Below are 18,857 nucleotides of genomic sequence, written 5' to 3'. Positions count from 1 at the left end.
CGTGGGCCAAAGGGCTGGCACGATACCGGACCCGCGAACAGGAGACGCCGCATGAGTGAAAAAGCCGTTGTCATCGAAGCCCCGGGCGGGGCCGAGCAACTGAAGCTGATGGACGTGGAGGTCGGCGCCCCCGGTCCGGGTGAGATCCGCATCCGCCACGAGGCCTGCGGGCTGAACTACATCGATGTCTACCACCGCAACGGCACCTACGCCTTGCCGCTGCCGGCGCGGCTGGGCATGGAAGGCGCAGGCATTGTCGAGGCGGTGGGCGAGGGCGTCACGCACCTGAAGGCGGGCGACCGCGCCGCCTACGCCAGCAACCCGCCGGGCGCCTACGCGACGGCCCGAGTGATGCCCGCCAAATGCGTGCTCAAGCTGCCCGACGCCATTGATTTCGAGACCGCCGCGGCCATGATGCTCAAGGGCCTGACGGTGCAATACCTGCTGCGCAAGACCCTGCCCCAGGGTGGTCTGCAGCCGGGCGACTTTGTGCTCTTTCACGCGGCGGCCGGCGGTGTCGGGCTGATCGCCTGCCAATGGGCGCGTGCACTGGGCCTGCAGCTCATCGGCACCGCCGGCAGCGACGAAAAGTGCCAACTGGCGTTGGACAACGGCGCGACGCATGCCATCAACTACCGCCGTGATACGGACTTCGCCGCCAAGGTGCGCGAGATCACCGGCGGGCGCGGCGTGAAGGTCGTTTACGACTCGGTCGGTGCCGACACCTGGGAGGGCTCGTTGAACAGCCTGGCGCCTTTTGGCCTACTGGCCAGCTTCGGCGGTGCCTCGGGCCCCGTGCCGCCCTTCAGTGTGAGCACGCTGGCGGCCAAGGGTTCCATTTATGTGACCCGGCCGACGCTGTTCACGCACATCGCTACGCGCGAAGCCACGCAGGCCATGGGCGACGAGTTATTCGAAATGGTGGCCAGCGGCCAGGTCAGCATCCGCATCGACAAGCGCTATGCACTGGCCGACGCGGCCCAGTCTCACCGCGATCTGGAAGCCCGCCAACTGCTGGGCAGCGCCGTGCTGCTGCCCTGAGAACCTTCAAGCCGGCACTTGGCCGAGTTGCAGCTCGAAGCTGAAGGAAGAGCCGACGCCGGGCTCGCTCTCGACGGTGATCTCGCCGCTCATCAGGCTGACGAGGCGTTGCACGATGGTCAGGCCCAGGCCCGTGCCGCCGTAGCGGCGCGTGATGCTGCCATCGGCCTGGGTGAAGGGATCGAAGATCTGACCGATCTGGTCGCGCGTCATGCCGATGCCGGTGTCGGTGACGGCCATGCGAAGGCGCAGGCGGTCGGGGCCGTCATCGTCGCGCGCGTCGGCCAGGGCGATCTCCACGCGCACCTCGCCGCGCTCGGTGAACTTCAGTGCATTGCCAATCAGGTTGATCAGCACCTGGCGCAGCCGCAGGGCGTCGCCGACCAGCCAGGACGGCACGCCCGGCTGTACGCGGGCGTGCAGCTGGATGCCCTTGTCATGCGCCTGTAGCAGCAGGGGTTGCAGGGACTCGCCGAGGCAGTCGTGCAGGCTGAAGGGCTGCTCGTCGATGACGATGCGGCCGGCCTCGATCTTGGCCACGTCCAGCAGGTCGTTGATGATGGTCATCAGCCCCTTGGCCGACTGGTGGGCCATGCCGATGAAGCGGCGCTGGCGCTCATTGAGTTCGGTCTGCAGCACCAGTTCGGTCAGGCCGAGCACGCCATTCATCGGCGTGCGGATCTCGTGGCTCATATTGGCCAGGAAGCTGCTTTTGGCCTGACTGGCGGTCTCGGCGGCCTCGCGCGCGGCGACCAGGGCCGCCTGGCTGGCCTTGAGATCGGCGATGTCGTGGGCATTGAAGAGCATGACCGTGTCGCCGGTGACCGGGTCGCGCATGGGCCGCGCGTCCAGTGCATGCCAACGCAGGCCGGCCAGCGTCTGCAACTCGACGTCCTGGTGGCAGGTCTGGCCGCGCTGCACGCGGCCCAGGATGCTGGCGGCATCGCCAATGTGAGCAAACAGGCGGGTGAACTCGGTCTGGTCGGGGCCGGGCGGCGTGTCACCGAACGTCAGGGCCGCAGCCGGGTTGCGCATCAGCAGTTCGCCCTGGCCGAGGCCGAAAACGGCGATGCGCACCGAGGTGTGTTGCACAGCCTCAACGCCGCGCAGCATGGCGAGATCGGCACCACCGCCCAGCGAATCGGCCGCGAACAGCATGACCTGACGGCGTTCCGGCGTGCGCATGCCGCGCGACACCAGCATGACCGTCGTCGGCTCGCCCTTGGGATAGAGAGTCCACTGCTCGCGGACGATCTTGCCCTGCGCATGGTCGGCCGCCGTGACGGCTAGGCGCTCGCGCACGGCATCGCCATGCTCGGAAAAGTCGCGCGACAGGAATTCCTCGGCGCTGTCGGCATGCCAGAAGCGCAGGGCTGCGGCATTGGCCCAGAGGTTGCGCTGTTGTTCGGGGTCGAAGACCCACAGAGGAACGTCGAGCCAGTCGTAGTGGCTCAGGCTGGCGAAGTCGAGGAGCATGCGGACGCGTTGAGAGGCGCGCGATTGTCACCGCTCGTCACATCTGTCGCCCGTGAACTACTGCGCGGCCGCGCCGCGCAGGTTCAACCGCGGCGCACGCGGCGCAATTCGTCCAGGATCAGCAGGACGGCGCCGACGGTGATGGCGCTGTCGGCGACGTTGAAAGCGGGGAAATACCAGCTTCGAGCGTGAACCTGGATGAAGTCGACGACGTAGCCGTGGATGGCGCGGTCGATGACATTGCCTAGCGCGCCACCCAGAATCAGCGTCAACGCCCAAGCGAACAGCTTCTGGTGGCCGTGGCGGCGCAGCATCCAGATGATGAAGCCGGCCGCGGCCAGGCCCAGGCCGAGGAAGAACCAGCGTTGCCAGCCGGAGGCGCCATGCAGGAAGCTGAAAGCGGCGCCGAAGTTGTGGGCGCGCACGACGTCGAAGAAGCTGGTGACTGGGTGCACGTCACCGAGCTGGAAGGTGCGCAGGATGAGCACCTTGGTGAGCTGGTCGGCCAGGATGATGAGGGCGGCAATCAGCAGCCAGGAAGTCAGGCCGGAGGACGAGGACGACGAGCGAGAAGGCATGGAATGGGGTCGCGAGGCGAGGGCCGCCAATGTAACTTGCCGCCGAGCCGGGGCTTGTAGGCGCAGGAGAAGCGGCGTAGAAGCGGAACTCTCCCTGCTCGCTGGAGGATCCCATGCGAAAGCGCATCTACTGGTTGCTGCCCCACCTGAGCAGCGCGCGGCGCACGATGGACGAGCTGTTGCTCGCCCGCATCACCGAACACCACATCCATTTCGTCGCCGCCGAAGGTGCCGCGATGGACGGTCTTCACGCGGCCAATGTGCTGCAGACCTCGGACCTGGTCGAGGCGGCCCAGAACGGCGCGCTGATCGGCTCCGGCCTCGGCGCCGCGGGCGGCGTTGCGGCGGCCCTGGCGATCAGCGCGGCCTCTCCGGCGGCGGTCGTCATCGGCCTGGCGGCCGTAGGCGCCATGCTGGGCACCTGGTCGTCCAGCATGATCGGCAGCTCCACGCCGAGCCGGCGCTTGAAACGCTTCGAGGCGGCCATCGAGCAAGGCCAATACCTGCTCATCGTCGACGTGCCTCGCTCGCGCATCACCGAGATCGAGGAACTGCTGGCTCGCACCCACCCCGAAGCGCACTTCGAGGGGATGGAGCCGAACGTGCCTGCGTTTCCGTGAGCCCCTCGTCCGGCCTCACTCCGGCTGAACGCCGGTGAGGCCAGCCGGTCTTGCAGACCGCGCAGCCGGCAGAGCGGCTGCTCTTCGGCAGGCACGACAAGTCCTCAGGACTTGCCGTGTCCGGCCTCAGCCCCCGAGGGGACGGCGATGCATGCGGCATTGAGCCGCATGCACATCGCCTGCGGGCCGACTTGGGACGGCCCGGCGTCGGTCCGCGTCAAAAACCAGCGCGTGCTTACGCGACGGTGCGGGTCTCGCCCGCGCCGTAGAGGTTGCTGTCGCAGCGCCCGCAGAGCGTCGGGTGAGCCGCAATGCTGCCGACGTCGGCGCGGTAGTGCCAGCAGCGCTCACACTTGGCATGGGCGCTGGGCGTGACGACGACGCCCAGTTCGCCTGCTGATGCCAGGCGCACGGCCGACGTGATGAAGACGAAGCGCAGGTCGTCACCCAGGCTGGCCAACAGCATCTGGTCCTGCTCGTTTACCTTGAGCACCAGTTCGGCCTGCAGCGAGGCGCCGACAGCGCCCGTCGTGCGCACCGCCTCGATGGCCTTGTTGACCTCGTCACGGATCTCGTGGATGCGATTCCACTTGGCCAGCAGCGAGGCGTCGGTTTTGCCAAAGTCCCAATAGGTCTCCGTGAAGATGCTCTCGCCCTTGCCGAAGATCGCCCACGCCTCCTCGGCCGTGAAGCTGAGGAAGGGCGCCATCCAGCGCAGCATGGCGTGCGTGATCTGCCACAGCGCCGTCTGTGCGGATCGGCGGGCCAGGCTCTTGGGCGCGGTCGTGTAGAGGCGGTCCTTCAGCACGTCCAGGTAGAAGGCGCCGAGGTCCTCGGAGCAGTAGACCTGGAGTTTCGACACCACCGGGTGGAACTCGTAGCGCTGGAAGTGGGCCAGGATGTCGGCCTGCAATTCGGCGGCACGAGCCAGCGCGTAGCGGTCGACTTCCAGCAGATCGCCGGGTGCGACCGTGTCCGTTGCCGGGTCGAAGTCGCTGACGTTGGCGAGCAGAAAGCGCAGCGTGTTGCGGATGCGGCGGTAGCTGTCGACGACGCGGGCCAGGATCTTCTCGTCCAGGCCGAGGTCGCCCGAGTAGTCGGTTGCGGCCGTCCACAGGCGCAGGATCTCGGCGCCGAACTTGTCCGACACGGCTTGCGGCGCGACGACGTTGCCCATGGACTTGCTCATCTTGCGGCCCTGGCCGTCAACGACGAAGCCGTGCGTCAGCAGCCCCCGGTAGGGCGCGCGGCCATAGAGGGCGCAGGCGATCAGCAGCGACGAATGGAACCAGCCGCGGTGCTGGTCGTGGCCTTCGAGATAAAGGTCGGCCTCGGGGCCGCTGTCGTGGCCCGCTCCCTGGTGGCTGCCCTTGAGCACATGCTCGAAGGTGGAGCCGGAGTCGAACCAGACGTCGAGGATGTCGTTGCCCTTGGTGTACTGGGCGGCTTCCTCGCCCAGCCATTCGGCGGCGTCGAGTTTGGACCAGGCCTCGATGCCGTTCTGCTCCACCAATTGCGCGGCGCGTTCGATGAATTCGAGGGTCTTCGGATGCGCCTCGCCCGTGTCCTTGTGCAGGAAGATGGGCAGGGGCACGCCCCAGCTGCGCTGGCGCGAGATGCACCAGTCGGGCCGGCCGGCGATCATGTCGTGCAGGCGGGCGCGGCCGTTCTCGGGGTAGAAGCTGGTGGCTTCGATGGCGGCCAGCGCCGTCTCACGCAGGCTCTTGGGCGCTTTGTCCTGGGTGAACAGGCCGTCGCCGTCGTCCATGCGCACGAACCACTGCGCCGCGGCGCGGTAGATGACCGGCGACTTGTGTCGCCAGCAGTGCGGGTAGCTGTGAGTGAGCTTGGATTGCGCCATCAGGCGGCCGGCGTCCTGCAGCGCCTGGGCGATGACCGGATTGGCCTTCCAGATGTGCTGGCCGCCGAACAGCGGCAGGTCGGCGGCGTAGGCGCCGTTGCCCTGCACGGGGTTGAGGATGTCGTCGAAGGCCAGTCCGTGGGCGACGCAGGACTGGAAGTCGTCCAGGCCATAGGCGGGTGCGGAGTGGACGACGCCGGTGCCGTCTTCGGCAGTCGCGTAGTCGGCCAGGTAGACCGGGCTTTCGCGGTCATAGCCGGGGTCGACGTGGGCCAGCGGATGCTTGAACTTCTGCAGCTCCAGCTTGCGGCCTGGCACCACGGCGACGACGCTGCCTTCGAGCTGCCAGCGCGCCAGGCACTTCTCCACCAGCGCCTCTGCGACGACGAAGTAGCCCTTGGCCGTGTCGACCAGCGCGTAGGGCAGCTCGGGGTTCAGGTTGAGCGCCTGGTTGGCGGGGATGGTCCAGGGCGTGGTCGTCCAGATGACGGTGAAGGCGTCCTTCGTCAGCGGCGCCACGCCAAACGCGGCGGCCAGCTTCTCGGGCTCGGCCGACAGGAAGGCCACATCGACGGCCGGCGACTGCTTGTCCGCGTACTCGATCTCGAACTCGGCCAGGGACGAGCCGCAGTCGAAGCACCAGTACACAGGCTTCAAGCCGCGGTAGACGAAACCGCGCTCGAACATCCGCTTCAGCACGCGGATCTCGCCGGCCTCGTTGGCGTAGTTCATCGTCTTGTACGGGTTGTCCCATTCGCCCAGCACGCCCAGGCGCTTGAAGTCCGTGCGCTGGCCGTCGATCTGCTCGGTGGCGTAGGCGCGGCTCTTGGCCTGCACCTCGTCGCGCGGCAAGCCGCGACCGAAGGTCTTCTCGATCTGGTTCTCGATCGGCAGGCCGTGGCAGTCCCAGCCTGGGATGTAAGCCGCGTCGAAGCCSGCCAGSTRGCGCGMCTTGACGATSATGTCCTTGAGGATCTTGTTGRCCGCRTGGCCGATGTGGATCTGGYCATTGGCATAAGGCGGGCCGTCGTGCAGCACGAACTTCGGCGCGCTAGCGCGGGCGTCGCGCAGGCGCTTGTACAGGCCTTGCTCGTCCCAGGCCTTGACCCAGCCCGGTTCGCGCTTGGGCAGGTCGCCGCGCATCGGGAAGGGCGTGTCGGGCAGGTTGAGCGTGGAGCGGTAGTCCGGGGTGGTCATGGCATGCGGCCAGGCGGCGTGCCTGGCGATCAAGAAGCGGGGAGGGCGGAGCGAAGAGCGGCGGGGAGCCGCTTCAAATTCGGTCGCGCGTGGTCTGGCGTCGCTGGGCGGCGTGGGTGGCCAGGAAGGCGCGCGCCGCCGCCGTGTCGGCTGCGATGGCAGCCGTGAGCGCTTCAAGCCCGTCGTACTTGGCTTCGTCGCGAAGTTTGTGCAGCAGTTCCACGCGGGCGAGTTTACCGTAGCCCCCCTCGGGGCCGAGGGGCCACCGCAGGCAATGCACCTCCAGCAGCACGCGGCCGGCATCTTCGACGGTGGGCCGCCGGCCCAGGCTGGCTACGCCCGGCAGCGGCTCGGGCGTCAGGCCATGCACCAGCACCGCGAAGATGCCCTGGGCGGCCGGCTTGTCATGGTCGAAGCGCAGGTTCAAGGTGCGAAAGCCGTCGGCCGCGCCGGGGGCGCTCTCGCCCAGCTGGCGGCCCAACTTGCGCCCGTGCGTGATGTGGCCCGAGATGGCGTAGGGCCGACCCAGCAGCGCCGCGGCGGCCGCCATGTCGCCAGCGGCCAGCGCCTCGCGCACGGCCGAGCTGCTGACGCGCAGGCCGTGCACCTCGTAGCTCATCATGCGGGCCACGTCGAAGCCGCGCGCCTGGCCGGCGGCATCCAGCGTCGCATAGTCGCCCTGGCGCTTGGCACCAAAGCGGAAGTCGTCACCGACCAGCACATAGCGAGCGCCCAGGCCGTCGACAAGCACCTGGCGGATGAAGTCCGGCGCCGGCAGTGAGGCCAGGGCCTCGTCGAAGCGCAGGATGACGACCTGGTCGACACCGCAGCGCTCCAGCTCGACGAGCTTGTCGCGCAGATTGGCGATGCGGGCGGGCGCGAGTTCGGGCTTGTGGGCCTTGGCGGCGAAGAAGTCGCGCGGATGCGGCTCGAAGCTCAGCACGCAGGTCGGCAGCCCGCGGTGGCGGGCCTCTGACTGCAGCAGCGCCAGCATGGCCTGGTGCCCGCGGTGCACGCCGTCGAAGTTGCCGATGGTCAGTGCGCAGGCAGGTGCGATGCCGGGGTGGTGGAAGCCTCTGAAAACTCGCATGGGCTCATTGTCCCCGCTGCGTCATTGGCCCCAGACCTCCGCAGGGCTCGCCACCCAGCGCCATTGGCCGGGCGCCAGGTCGGCCGGCAGCGTCAGCGCGCCGAACTGCGGTCGGTGCAGGGCCTCGACGCGGTTGCCGACGGCCGCGACCATGCGCTTGACCTGGTGGTATTTGCCTTCGATGAGGGTCAGCCGCAGCAGCGTGTCGTCGGCGATCTCGGCGCCTTCGGCCTTGCTGATCTCGGGCGGTCGCTGGAACTTGGCCGGAAGCTTGCTCTCTGGCTCCTTCAGCTCGACGCCGGCCAGCAACTGCTCGACCATGGTCGCCGTCAGCGGATGCTTGCAGCGCGCTTCGTAGACCTTGGGCACATGGTGCTTGGGCGAGGTCAGCTTGTGGATCAAGGTGCCGTCGTCGGTCAGCAGCAGCAGGCCGGTCGTGTCTTCATCCAGCCGGCCTATGGGTTGCACGCCGCGCTCGCGCAGCGGTGCGGGCAGCAGGCTCAGCACGCTGGGGTGGTGCTTGGGCTTTTGCGAGCACTCGAAGCCAGCCGGCTTGTTCAGCAGGATGAGTGCCTTGTCGAAGACCGGCCATTCCAGGCCGCTGATCGTGAAGCGCAAGCCTTGAGTCTCGAACTCGGCCTCCGGGTCGTCGACAACTTCGCCGTTGACCGACACCTCGCCGTTCCATACCAGCCCTGCGCACAGGCGCCGCGTTCCGAAGCCCTGGCTGAAGAGGATCTGTGAGAGCCGCTGTTTCACGGCGTGGCTTTGGGCCGAGCCTGAATGGGCTGGATGTTGCCGCAGTCGGCGCTGATCCAATGGCCTTCGCCGCTGACGGCCGTGGTCACGGTCTTGCCGTCGCGCTGGCGGGTCAGCTTGACGTCGCTGGTGAAGGCGGTGTTGCCTTGCAAGGTGGTCGTGCCCTCACCCTCGGTGGCCGGGTCGGTGCAGACGAAATGGCTGTGGATGACATTGCCGCTGCGGCGGACATCGTGGGTGCAGTTGCCGGCCGGATGAGAGGGCGTGAGGTCGCGCTTGACCTGCTCCTCGGTGAGGCAGCTCTTGACAGTGACCGCACCACCCGCGAAATCCATGCTGACGCCGCGCTTGGCCATCATCTCCTGCATCATCTGCTTCTGAGCCGGGGGCATGCTCTCCATGGCCTTCTGGGCCTTTTCCATCTGCGCCTTGCGCTCGGGGTCGACCTGGGTGGTTTGTTTCATCTCCCACAGGCCCGGCTTCATCATCTGGGCCGAGGCGGAAGTCGCCAGCGCGACCAGGGAAAGGGCAATACAGCGAGCAGCGATCATGGCAAGGTCTCCCGAATGAAAGCGTGGTGAGACCTTGGCTCCTTCACGCTCAGGCAAACACGCCCGCAGTATCCAACATGCTCTGGCTGACCTGACCCAGGTGATGCATGGTGTCGCCCCATTGCATCTCCATGACGGTCAGGCGCTTGAAGTAGTGGCTGCCGGCGTATTCGTCGGTGACGCCGATGCCGCCGTGCAGCTGGGTGCACTGCTGGCCAACGAAGCGCATCGAGTTGCCAAGCTGCACCTTGGCCTGCGACAGCGCGCGGCGGCGCACGGCGGGCGTGTCGCCCAGGCGCAGTGTGGCGTAGTAGCTCATCGAGCGGGCCAGTTCGAGCTGCATCTTCACGTCGGCGATGCGGTGCTTGAGCGCCTGGAAGCTGGAGATCACGACGCCGAACTGCTTGCGCGTGTTCATGTACTCGACGGTCAGCGCGAGGTACTTTTCCATGACGCCGATGGCCTCGGCAGCCTGCGCGGCAATGCCGATGTCGGCGGCCAGTTCCAGCAGGGCCAGGCCTTGGTCGGGACCGGCGATGAGCTGGGCGGGCGTGTTGTCGAAGTGGACCTCGGCCGCGCGCGAGCCGTCATAGAGCGAATAGGGCCGCGTGTGCACGCCAGCCGCCGAGCGCTCAACGAGGTAGAGGGCAACACCGTGCGGGGCGTCGTCGGTGCCGGACACGCGGGCCGGCACGATGAAGGCGTCGGCGACGTCGCCAGCCGGCACCAGGCTCTTCACGCCGGTCAGCTTGCCATCGACGGCGCGCGTGGCTACCTGATTCAGGCGGTAGCGCGATTTGGCTTCCTGGTGCGCGAGCACGACGAGGGCCTCGCCACCGGCGATGCGTGGCAGCCAGGCGGCCTGCAGTTCATCGGGCGCGCGTCCGAGCAGCGCCGGTGCGATCAGCGCGCCCTGCGCCACCGGCTCCATGACGAGGCCGCGACCGAGCTCTTCCATGACCACCATCGCCTCGACGGCGCCGAAGCCCATGCCGCCGTGTGCCTCAGGCACTGCCAGCGCGGTCAGGCCCAGGCCCGCCAGGCCGTCCCAGGCGGCGCGGTCGAAACCGCCAGCGCGCTCGATCTTTGTTCGGCGCTCGAAGGCGTAGTCCTTGTCGACAAAGCGGCGCACCGCGTCGCGCAGGGCTTCCTGGTCTTCACTGAAATCGAAATCCATTTGTCCTGTCTCCCGCTCAGCCAAGCACCGTCTGCGCGACGATGTTGCGTTGCACTTCGTTCGAGCCGCCGTAGATCGTCGTCTTGCGGACGTTCAGGTAGTTGCCGGTCAGCGGGATGGCGTGCGTGGCGCCGCCGATCCAGGCACCGCCCAGCCACTGGTCACCTTGCCAGCCGGCCTCCATGGCCTCGTGCACATAGGGCAGGGCCAGCGGGCCACCGGCCAGCATCATCAGCTCGGTGTAGCGCTGCTGCAGTTCGCTGCCGCGGATCTTGAGCAGGCCCGCGACGTCCAGCGGCTGCTTGCCGGTGCGCTCGCCCGAAAGCACGCGCAGCACCATCATCTCCAACGCGACGACGTCGACTTCGCACAGCGCGATCTGGTCGCGGAAGCGCTGGTCGTCCATGAGGCCTTCGGCCTTGGCGATGCGCTTGAGCCGCTCGAGTTCGCGCTTGGCGCGGTTCACGTCGGCGATGTTGGTGCGCTCGTGGGAGAGCAGGTGCTTGGCATAGGTCCAGCCCTTGTTTTCCTCGCCGATCAGGTTCTCGGCGGGCACCTCGACGTTGTCGAACCAGACCTCGTTCACCTCGTGCTCGCCGTCGAGCATGATGATGGGCTTGACGCTGACGCCGGGCGTCTTCATGTCGATCAACAGGAATGAGATGCCGGTCTGCGGCTTGCCTTCGGTCGATGTGCGCACCAGGCAGAAGATCCAGTCGCCGTACTGGCCCAGCGTCGTCCAGGTCTTTTGGCCGTTGACGATGAACTTGTCGCCCTGGCGCTCGGCGCGGCACTTCAACGAAGCCAAGTCAGAGCCCGAACCGGGTTCGCTATAGCCCTGGCTCCACCAGACCTCGCCGCTCATGATGCCGGGCAGGAAGCGCTGCTGCTGCTCCGGCGTGCCAAAGGCCATGATGACCGGCGCGACCATGACCGGGCCGAAGGGCACGATGCGCGGCGCGCAGGCCAGCGCACATTCCTCTTCGAACAGATGGCGCTGCACGGCGTTCCATCCTGGGCCGCCGAACTGCTTGGGCCAGGCCCAGCCATGCCAGCCCTTGGCGCCGAGGATCTTGGCCCAGCGCTGCAGATCGTCCTTGTTCAAGCGCAGCGCGTTGCGTACCTTGTGGGCGATATCGGCCGGCAGGTTGGCGCGCACCCAGTCGCGCACCTCGGCGCGGAAGGCCAGCTCCGCATCGGTGAAGTTGAGGTCCATGTCTCGCCGTATTGTCGTGATGGGAATACCCGGCTTTTAGCACGGTCGTTCGCATCCTGGCTGTCCGGCCTGGGACAGAACAGCGAGCTGGTTTCCAGAAAGCAGAAAGCCGCCCGGAGGCGGCTTTCAGTCGAGATGACTCGGATCAGGCGGCGAGCTTTGCCTTGCGGCGACGCAGGCCGGCGACACCGACCAGAGCGACGCTGGTCAGGGCCAGCGAGGCGGGCTCGGGCAGCTTGAGGTTGGTGCCACCGCAGACGCCCTTGGAATCGACGGCTTGCGTGCACTTGGTGCCGGCCACGGCGTAGAGCTTGAAGAAATCGTCGCCATTGGTCAGCGTGGCGCGGTTTTCGGTCGCGATGCTGTTGGCGCCACCGGCCGTCTGAGCAAAACCGGAGTTGTAGGCGCTAATCAGCCACCAGCTGGACGTCTTGCCGGCGCCGTTGACCGAGTTGTAGGGATTGCTGGTGTCCTGAACCATGTCGCCATAGTTGCCAACCAGTTCCCAGCCAGCCATCGTGCCGGCTGCAGCGCCAGTCAGCGTGGGCGCTGCGGCACCGGTCCAGCGGAACACGGACACATCAACCAGGCCGGTGCCGACTTGCGTGGTACCTGCACCGCAGGTGCCGCCGTTCTGGTACGTCATCGCCTGCGTGGTGGTGTTCTTGCAGCTGATCTCGACGTTGGACGTGAAGCCAAGGCCGACGCTGCTCAGCACGGTCGAAGCGCTGAAGCTCAACAGCACCGCCTCGGTATTCTGGTTATTGTCCAGTGCGTGGTAGGGCGAGCCGTTGTCGGTGCCGGTGTACATGCCCTGGCCGTTGCCCGCGAACTGGGTCAGCGCGCTGCTGGTCCAGTTGCCATTGACCTTGTTGTTGACGTCGTTGGAGGCGTAGAAGCCCGACATCTGAACCGTGTAGGCGGCGTTGCCGCTATCGCCGACCGTGGTGGTGGGCGTGGTGTCCAGGCCCCAGTAGGCTTGGGCGCTCGAAGCCAGGCTCAAGCCGGCGACGAGGGCGCTCAGGGCAATCCAGCGGGACTTTTGGGCTTTCATCGGTTTTCCTTTTGGGCTGTCACCAGCTTTTATTCGCATTCGAGAGGTTTCTAGCAAGCTTGATGCCAAACCAGAAAACTCCTTGACTTTCAATGTCTTGCCAATTTGATCAGGGTGGTGACTGTTGGAAATTGTAAGAACAACCGACAGCCAAATAAGGCCTTTCGCCCCCTCAGTTGAGGGTGGCCAGCAATTTCTTGGCGTCCTCGGCCGAGGCAAAACTCACGGTGCGCAAAGCGGCGCGGAGTTCCTCGCGCGCTTCACCGCTGCGCCCCGCCTTGGCGAGCACCGCGGCAAGGTGGTAGCGAATGTCGGGGTTGTCGGGCGCGCGCAGGCGGGCGTCGCGCAGCAATTGCAACGCGCGATCGGGTTTCCCGGCGAGGTGGTTGGCCCAACCGGCGGTGTCCATCAACATGGGGTTGCGGATGTCGACCTTGTAGGCGCGCTCGGCCATCTCCAAGGCGCCGGGGTCTTTCGACTCCATCAGCACGTTGGCGAGGTTGTTCAGCGTTTCGGCATGGTTGGGACGCTGCTTCAGGATGGCTTCGTACTGCTTGCGCGCAGCGGCGAAGTCGCGCGCGTGCAAGTGCTGCACAGCGACGGCGTTGCGCACCGCGAGGTCGCTGGGGCTGCGCTTGAGCCAGGCGTCTCCCAGCTCGACGGCGGCCTTGGGACCACTCTGGTTGCCGACGGCGCGCATCAAACGCACCAGGCTGGCCTGGGATTTCTCGATGTCATGGGCCTTGCGCAGCGCGTCGATGGCGGCCGTGGCCTGGCCCCGGTAGGTGGCGACTTCGGCAAGCAGGTTGTAGCCGAGCGCCGACTTGGGCGCTGCCTGGATGACCTGTTTGGCGCGCTGCTCCGACTTCGCCGCATCGCCCTGCGTCAGCTCGATGCTGGCGAGCATGGCCTGGGCCGGCAGATAGTCGGGGTTGCCGCTCAGAGCCTTGTCAAGGCTGTAGGCAGCGCCGGCGTAGTCCTTGATGCCGACTTGCTGGCGCGCGACTTCCAGCAGGCGCGGTGCATCGAAGGCGGCGCGGCGGGCGGCATTGGTCAATGTGGTCTTGGCCCCGGCCGCGTCGCCGTTGGCAGCCTGGGCGCTGGCATAGGCCTGCAGGGCTTCGACATCCTCGGGCAGCTTGGCCAGCAAGAACTTGGCCGCGTCGACCGCGCGGGCCGGCTGGCCTTTGCGCAGGTGCCAGGCGACGAGGGCGAAATTGGCGCGCGTTTCGCGGGCGCTGCTGGCCTCTGCGGCACTTTCCAGCCATTTGAGTGCCTCGTCGTCCTTGCCCCACAGTTCGTTCAGCAGGGCCAGTTCGAACAGCACATTGGTATTGCGCTCGTCATTTTTCAGAACTTCCCGCAGCCGCTTGTTGGCGGCTTCGAAATTGCCAGTCACGGTGTCGATGCGAACCAGGCCCAGGCGGGCCTCCATCAGCTGCGGATCGAGCTTGAGCGCCTTCTCATAGCCGGAGCGTCCGCCGGGATAGTCGCCCGCCTGGGTCTTGGCATAGGCCTGGACCATGAGGACGGTTGCATTGTTCGGGTTGGCGCGCGCCAGGGTATCGGCCACGGCCAGGGCCTTGGGGGCCTGGCCTTCGCGCAGATACAGGGTGACCAGCGCCAGCCCGGCATAGGTCTGCTTGGGGTCGCTCTTGTAGGCCTTGGCAAGTTCGTCGGCTGCGGGTGTCGCCTTCCCGCTTTGCAGCAGGGACAGGCCCAAAGCCGTGCGGTACTCCGGCGAATCCTTGGCCTTGATCGCGTCCTGCATCAGCGCGACGGCGCGCGAGTGCCGCCCCTGGCTCATGTGGGCGGAAGCCAGCATCAGCAATGCCTGGCCGTCGCCCGGCCGGGCCTTCACGTAGGCGTCCAGCAATTCGACGGCGCGGTTGACGTTGGGTTCCTTCAATGCGACCTGGGCCAGCAGCTTGACGAGAGGGCTGCCGGGTTGCTGGCGGGAGGCCAGTTCCAGGAAGGGCTTGGACTTTTCCAGCTCGCCCAGGCTGTAGTGCGCCAGGCCGTTGAGCATCAGCAACTGGGTGCGGTAGCGGATGTACTCGATGGGGACGGGGTCCAGCAGGTCGGTGATCCGTTTCAACGCGGCCCGTGAAGTGGGCGCGTCGTTGGCGCGCTCGGCCAGCACAGCACGCAGATAGGCGCCGCGCGGATCGTTGGGCTTGATGGTCTGGAGCTCGTTGACCTCGGCCAGCGCCTCGGCGTCGCGGTTCAGGTCGATCAGCAGGCCGGCGCGGCCCAGGTGGGATTCGGCATGCTTGGGCTGGGCCTTGAGGGCACGCTCATAGCCGGCCAGCGCCGGGGCGACCTGGCCGTTGGCATGGAAGACGGATGCCTTTTGATAGAGAGCCTCGGCGTTGTCGGGTGAGAGCTTGAGTGCCTGGTCGGCCGCGGCATGGGCCTCGTTGAACTGGCGCCCGCGCACCCGCAGCGGGACTTCGGCGATCCAGCTGTTCACGTCGCTGGTGTTCAGCGCACGTGCATCCAGCACGCTTGCCAGTGCGGCCTTGGTATCGCCCATATCGGACTGAGCCAGAGCGCGCTCCAGCATGAGCTGCTGTTGGATGCCGGATGGCAGGCCGGCGGGCTGAATGCGTGGGTCCTCCAGCGCCTGGGACTGCTTGCCCTGGGCATTCAGCGCCATGACCAGGGCGACGGCAACCTCGGCGCGGTTGACGCCCATGCGGATGGCCTCGCCCAGCTCGAATTCGGCCGCCGCCGGCTGGCTGTCGGCCAGCAAGGCCTTGCCCAGCAGCACGTGGACCGAGAGCTGGCTCTTGTCGGCCTGCAGCGCGTTCTTCAGCTGCACGATGGCGCCGGGAATGTCCCGCTTTTCATACCGCTGCAGAGCGTCTTCGTAGAAGCGCGAGGCCTTGGCGGCGTCCTGGGCGAGCGCGGCGGGGGCGCCGGCAATCAACAGGGCGGCCAGCAGGCCAGACAGCAAGGCGGGTTGAAGGGGCATCGAGGCGGACCGGCTAGGGAGGGGCGCCGGATTCTTGCAGAAGCCGCCCGCTGCTATCAGTGCTGCAGCTCCAAAGTCATGACGTCGTTCTCGCGCCGCATCTGGAAGCGGTTCAGAAAGCTGTTGCCAAGCAGCACATGGCTCATCAGGCCGGGGATGACGATGGCCTCGACGTCGCGAACCTCGACGCTGCCGATGCGCACGCTCGCCAACTGGAGCTGATAGGCCGGCACGACGCCATTGGCCGTCTGGGTGACGATGCGCCTGCCGTACATATAGCGCAGGCCCAGCTTTTCGGCCTCGATCTGGCCGATGGAGATGCTGGTCGCCCCGGTGTCGACGAGGAAGCTCGTGACCTGGCCGTTRATCATGCCCAGCGTCGTGAAATGTCCGCCGGGGCCTACGGGCAGCACGATCTGGCGCGGCGGCGCGGCATTCTGCGCAAGCACTCGGCCCGGTGCGGCGCCGAGGGCGAGAGCCTGGCGCCGACCGCCGTATTCCACGACGGCGCGACCATCCTCCAGTGAGATCAACCGGACGCCCTTGACCATGGCGCCGACCTCGACAGTGCGCGGCTCACCGTCGATGACCAACAGGGCCGCGCGTGATCCCAGCATGCCATTGAGCTGGACCTGCGATGGCGGGGGTGGCAGCGGCTGCGCCGGGGCGCGGCTCGTGGCCAGCAACAGGAGAAGGGGCGCAATGAGCCCCGTAAAGCGGCGCATGCTCAATCGCGGAAATTGTTGTAGGTGAGCGGCGTGTCGCTGAAGTTCTTCTTCAGGTGGGCGATGCCGGTCTGCAGGTCGTCGCGGTTCTTGCCGGTCACGCGCACGGCATCACCCTGGATGCTGGCCTGGACCTTGAGCTTGCTTTCCTTCAGCGAGTTCACGATCTTCTTGGCCAGCGCTGCCTCGATGCCTTCCTTGATCTTGTAGACCTGGCGCACCTTGTCGCCACCGAGCTTTTCGATCTTCTCGGCCTTGTCGAGGAAGCTGATCACCACGTCCTGCTTGGTCAGCTTGCCGTACAACACAGCCTCGATCTGCTCCAGCTGGAACTCGCTGTCGCCCGTGGCGTGGATTTCCTTGTCCTTGAGCTCGACCTTGGCGCCCGTGCCCTTGAAGTCAAAACGGGTGCCGATTTCCTTGATGGCGTTGTCCACGCCATTGCGGATCTTGACGTGATCGGGCTCGAGAACAGTGTCGAAGCTGGGCATTTGGGAGGTCGGTAGATGAATCGGCGAAAATTTTGCTGTTTGCGCGCCGCGCAAACCATCCAAAAATTGTCCCATGTCCACGCAGTTACAGACCCCCTCGAACGGAGTGCCGCTCCCCCTCCATATCGAGGCGGACGTCAATCTCAAGCCCTACAACACCTTCGGCCTGCCGGCCGTGGCGAAGCGCCTGGTGCGCATCCGCGAGGCGGCCGACGTCCGCCGCGTCGTCGATCACCCCGAACTGGGCCGTGCGCCCAAGTTCGTGCTGGGCGGCGGCAGCAACCTCGTCTTGACCAAGGATGTCGATGCCGTCGTGCTGAAGGTGGAAATTACCGGCATCCGGCTGTTGGAAGCGCGCGACGACGCCTGGATCGTCGAGGCAGGTGCCGGCGTCGTCTGGCATGAGCTGGTCACCTGGACGCTGGACCACGGCTACCCAGGCCTGGAGAACATGGCGCTGATCCCCGGCACGGTGGGGGCCGCACCGGTGCAGAACATCGGCGCCTACGGTATCGAGGTCAAGGACCGGCTGGAGGCCGTCGAGGTCATGGATCTCATCACCGGGCGGCCGGCCCTGCTGCCGGCGGAGGTCTGCCGCTTCGGCTACCGCGACAGCGTGTTCAAGCACAGCGACTTCGGCGGTCTGGCGGGCAAGAGCGTCATCACCCGTGTGCGCTTTCGCCTGCCCCGGCCCTGGCAGCCGGTGCTCGGTTACCTCGAAATTGAACGCAAGATGGCCGAGACCGGCATCACCGCGCCGGATGCGCGCCAGATCTACGACTGGATCTGCGCCGTGCGCCGCGCCAAGCTGCCCGACCCTGCCGTCATCGGCAATGCCGGCAGCTTCTTCAAGAACCCGGTCGTCACGGCCGAGCAGTGCCGCGACATCATTGGCCGCGACCCCGGCATCGTTCACTATCCCATGCCCGACGGAAGCGTGAAGCTGGCCGCCGGGTGGATGATCGACGCCTGCGGCTGGAAGGGGAAGACAGTGGGCGGAGCGGCGGTTTACGAAAAACAAGCCTTGGTGCTGGTCAACAAGGCGGACGCGCGCGGCGCGGAAGTCGTGACGCTGGCACGGGCCATCCAGGAGAGCGTCTACGGGCGCTTTGGCATCCGGCTGGAGCCGGAGCCGGTCGTCCTATGAGGCTAACCCGGCGTGCACTCTTGGGCCTGCTGGGGGCTGCCGGGCTTCCAGCTTGGGCGCTGGAGCCGCTGCTAGCGCGCAATGCGCCGGCCGGCATCGACCCGCGGCCCTATCTCGTCAGCGAGAAGTTCGATGGCGTGCGGGCGTTGTGGGATGGGCAGGCTTTGAAGTTCCGCAGCGGTCGCACCGTCGCTGCGCCGGCCTGGTTCCTGGCCGAACTTCCCAGGCAGCCGCTCGACGGTGAACTGTGGATGGGGCGGCGCAGCTTTGATGCGCTATCGGCGGCCGTACGGCGCACCGAGCCGGTGGACGCCGAATGGCGGCTCGTCAGCTATCGCGTCTTCGAGCTGCCAGCGGGCGACGGAGATTTCGAACGGCGCGCGGCCAAGCTCGCGACGATGGCCGGCGGCGTCGTCATGCCGGTGCAGCAGCAGCGCCTCAACTCCAACGCCGAACTTCGGGCCAGGCTCAAGCAGGTGGTCGACGCCGGTGGCGAGGGCCTGATGCTGCACCGGGCCAACGCGCCGCTGGCCTCGGGCCGCAGCGATCTGCTGCTCAAGCTCAAGCCACTGGCGGATGCTGAAGCCGTTGTTGTCGGCCATGAGCCGGGCAAGGGACGGCTGGCGGGTCAGCTGGGAGCACTGGAGTTGCAGACACCCGAGGGCCAGCGCTTCAAGCTGGGCACCGGCTTCAGCGACGCCCAACGCCGCGACCCGCCGCCCATCGGCTCGACTGTCACCTATCGCTATCGCGACCTGACGCCGAGTGGCAAGCCGCGCTTTGCGAGCTTCCTGCGGGTGGCCGAGGCGTTCTGAAGGCTTGTCAAAGCCAGCTCAGCAGCTTCTGCAACCACAGAGGCAGCGGGCGGCCGGGGACGTAGTTCTGGCGGTACTGGCT

16 protein-coding genes are annotated in these 18,857 nt (G+C 66.8%); 4 read left to right on the top strand and 12 right to left on the bottom strand.

Translation table 11 applies throughout. The annotated features are described in order from the left end of the window. Nucleotides 1-51: 51 nt before the first annotated feature. Complete coding sequence (locus tag ACXJKJ_RS11180) at nucleotides 52-1,041, top strand: quinone oxidoreductase family protein (RefSeq protein ID WP_457390138.1); 990 nt, start codon at nucleotides 52-54, stop codon at nucleotides 1,039-1,041. A gap of 6 nt (nucleotides 1,042-1,047) precedes the next feature. Here the strand turns inward: ACXJKJ_RS11180 and ACXJKJ_RS11175 are convergent, their stop codons facing one another. Both ACXJKJ_RS11175 and lspA read right to left on the bottom strand, forming a co-directional pair. After that, entirely contained in the window at nucleotides 1,048-2,517 is a 1,470-nt protein-coding gene (locus ACXJKJ_RS11175) for an ATP-binding protein (protein WP_457390137.1), read from the bottom strand. A gap of 83 nt (nucleotides 2,518-2,600) precedes the next feature. Beyond that, nucleotides 2,601-3,095, bottom strand: a complete 495-nt coding sequence (lspA, locus tag ACXJKJ_RS11170; protein ID WP_457324332.1) for a signal peptidase II — start codon at nucleotides 3,093-3,095, stop codon at nucleotides 2,601-2,603. Nucleotides 3,096-3,208: 113 nt separating this feature from the next. On the opposite strand from lspA, the gene ACXJKJ_RS11165 reads away from it, so the two are divergent. Then, nucleotides 3,209-3,715 carry a hypothetical protein gene (locus ACXJKJ_RS11165; RefSeq protein WP_056201958.1) on the top strand — a complete coding sequence of 169 codons (507 nt, stop codon included), beginning with the start codon at nucleotides 3,209-3,211 and terminating at the stop codon, nucleotides 3,713-3,715. A gap of 235 nt (nucleotides 3,716-3,950) precedes the next feature. Here ACXJKJ_RS11165 and ileS read toward each other — a convergent pair whose 3' ends face one another. The 10 genes from ileS to ACXJKJ_RS11115 form a co-directional block, all read right to left on the bottom strand. Then, a complete protein-coding gene (ileS, locus tag ACXJKJ_RS11160) occupies nucleotides 3,951-6,773 on the bottom strand; it encodes an isoleucine--tRNA ligase (protein WP_457390136.1) in 2,823 nt (940 codons plus the stop codon). Between the two features lie 73 nt (nucleotides 6,774-6,846). Next, nucleotides 6,847-7,863: a bifunctional riboflavin kinase/FAD synthetase gene (locus tag ACXJKJ_RS11155; RefSeq protein ID WP_457390134.1), complete on the bottom strand. Its 1,017-nt coding sequence runs from the start codon at nucleotides 7,861-7,863 to the stop codon at nucleotides 6,847-6,849. A 21-nt stretch (nucleotides 7,864-7,884) separates the two neighbouring features. Further along, a complete protein-coding gene (locus ACXJKJ_RS11150) occupies nucleotides 7,885-8,622 on the bottom strand; it encodes a 16S rRNA pseudouridine(516) synthase (RefSeq protein ID WP_457390133.1) in 738 nt (245 codons plus the stop codon). After that, nucleotides 8,619-9,173: a DUF3617 domain-containing protein gene (locus ACXJKJ_RS11145; protein WP_056201967.1), complete on the bottom strand. Its 555-nt coding sequence runs from the start codon at nucleotides 9,171-9,173 to the stop codon at nucleotides 8,619-8,621. Before ACXJKJ_RS11145 ends, ACXJKJ_RS11150 begins: the two co-directional genes overlap by 4 nt. Nucleotides 9,174-9,222: 49 nt before the next feature. Next, on the bottom strand, nucleotides 9,223-10,350 hold the full coding sequence (locus ACXJKJ_RS11140; RefSeq protein WP_457352852.1) for an acyl-CoA dehydrogenase family protein: 1,128 nt from the start codon (nucleotides 10,348-10,350) through the stop codon (nucleotides 9,223-9,225). 16 nt (nucleotides 10,351-10,366) lie between these two features. Next, nucleotides 10,367-11,566, bottom strand: coding sequence for an acyl-CoA dehydrogenase family protein (locus ACXJKJ_RS11135; RefSeq protein WP_457352850.1), 1,200 nt, complete (start codon nucleotides 11,564-11,566; stop codon nucleotides 10,367-10,369). Between the two features lie 145 nt (nucleotides 11,567-11,711). Further along, complete coding sequence (locus tag ACXJKJ_RS11130) at nucleotides 11,712-12,620, bottom strand: PEP-CTERM sorting domain-containing protein (protein WP_056201975.1); 909 nt, start codon at nucleotides 12,618-12,620, stop codon at nucleotides 11,712-11,714. 172 nt (nucleotides 12,621-12,792) lie between these two features. After that, complete coding sequence (prsT, locus tag ACXJKJ_RS11125; protein WP_082532908.1) at nucleotides 12,793-15,597, bottom strand: XrtA/PEP-CTERM system TPR-repeat protein PrsT; 2,805 nt, start codon at nucleotides 15,595-15,597, stop codon at nucleotides 12,793-12,795. A 56-nt stretch (nucleotides 15,598-15,653) separates the two neighbouring features. Next, the gene (locus tag ACXJKJ_RS11120) at nucleotides 15,654-16,214 is read right to left on the bottom strand and encodes a retropepsin-like aspartic protease family protein (RefSeq protein WP_457325664.1); all 561 of its coding nucleotides are present in this window, start codon (nucleotides 16,212-16,214) and stop codon (nucleotides 15,654-15,656) included. A gap of 110 nt (nucleotides 16,215-16,324) precedes the next feature. Continuing rightward, the gene (locus ACXJKJ_RS11115) at nucleotides 16,325-16,813 is read right to left on the bottom strand and encodes a YajQ family cyclic di-GMP-binding protein (protein ID WP_056201983.1); all 489 of its coding nucleotides are present in this window, start codon (nucleotides 16,811-16,813) and stop codon (nucleotides 16,325-16,327) included. A 73-nt stretch (nucleotides 16,814-16,886) separates the two neighbouring features. Between ACXJKJ_RS11115 and murB the strand changes: the two genes are divergently transcribed. Together murB and ACXJKJ_RS11105 are read left to right on the top strand one after the other, a co-directional pair. Continuing rightward, on the top strand, nucleotides 16,887-17,960 hold the full coding sequence (gene murB / locus ACXJKJ_RS11110; RefSeq protein ID WP_056201985.1) for a UDP-N-acetylmuramate dehydrogenase: 1,074 nt from the start codon (nucleotides 16,887-16,889) through the stop codon (nucleotides 17,958-17,960). Beyond that, nucleotides 17,957-18,775 carry a DNA ligase gene (locus tag ACXJKJ_RS11105; RefSeq protein ID WP_457390132.1) on the top strand — a complete coding sequence of 273 codons (819 nt, stop codon included), beginning with the start codon at nucleotides 17,957-17,959 and terminating at the stop codon, nucleotides 18,773-18,775. Before murB ends, ACXJKJ_RS11105 begins: the two co-directional genes overlap by 4 nt. The last annotated feature ends 82 nt before the right edge of the window (nucleotides 18,776-18,857 follow it).

The organism is Roseateles sp. P5_E1, assembly GCF_054049335.1.
Note: the sequence above shows the minus strand (reverse complement) of the source record. Positions and strands in the feature narration are given on the sequence as shown.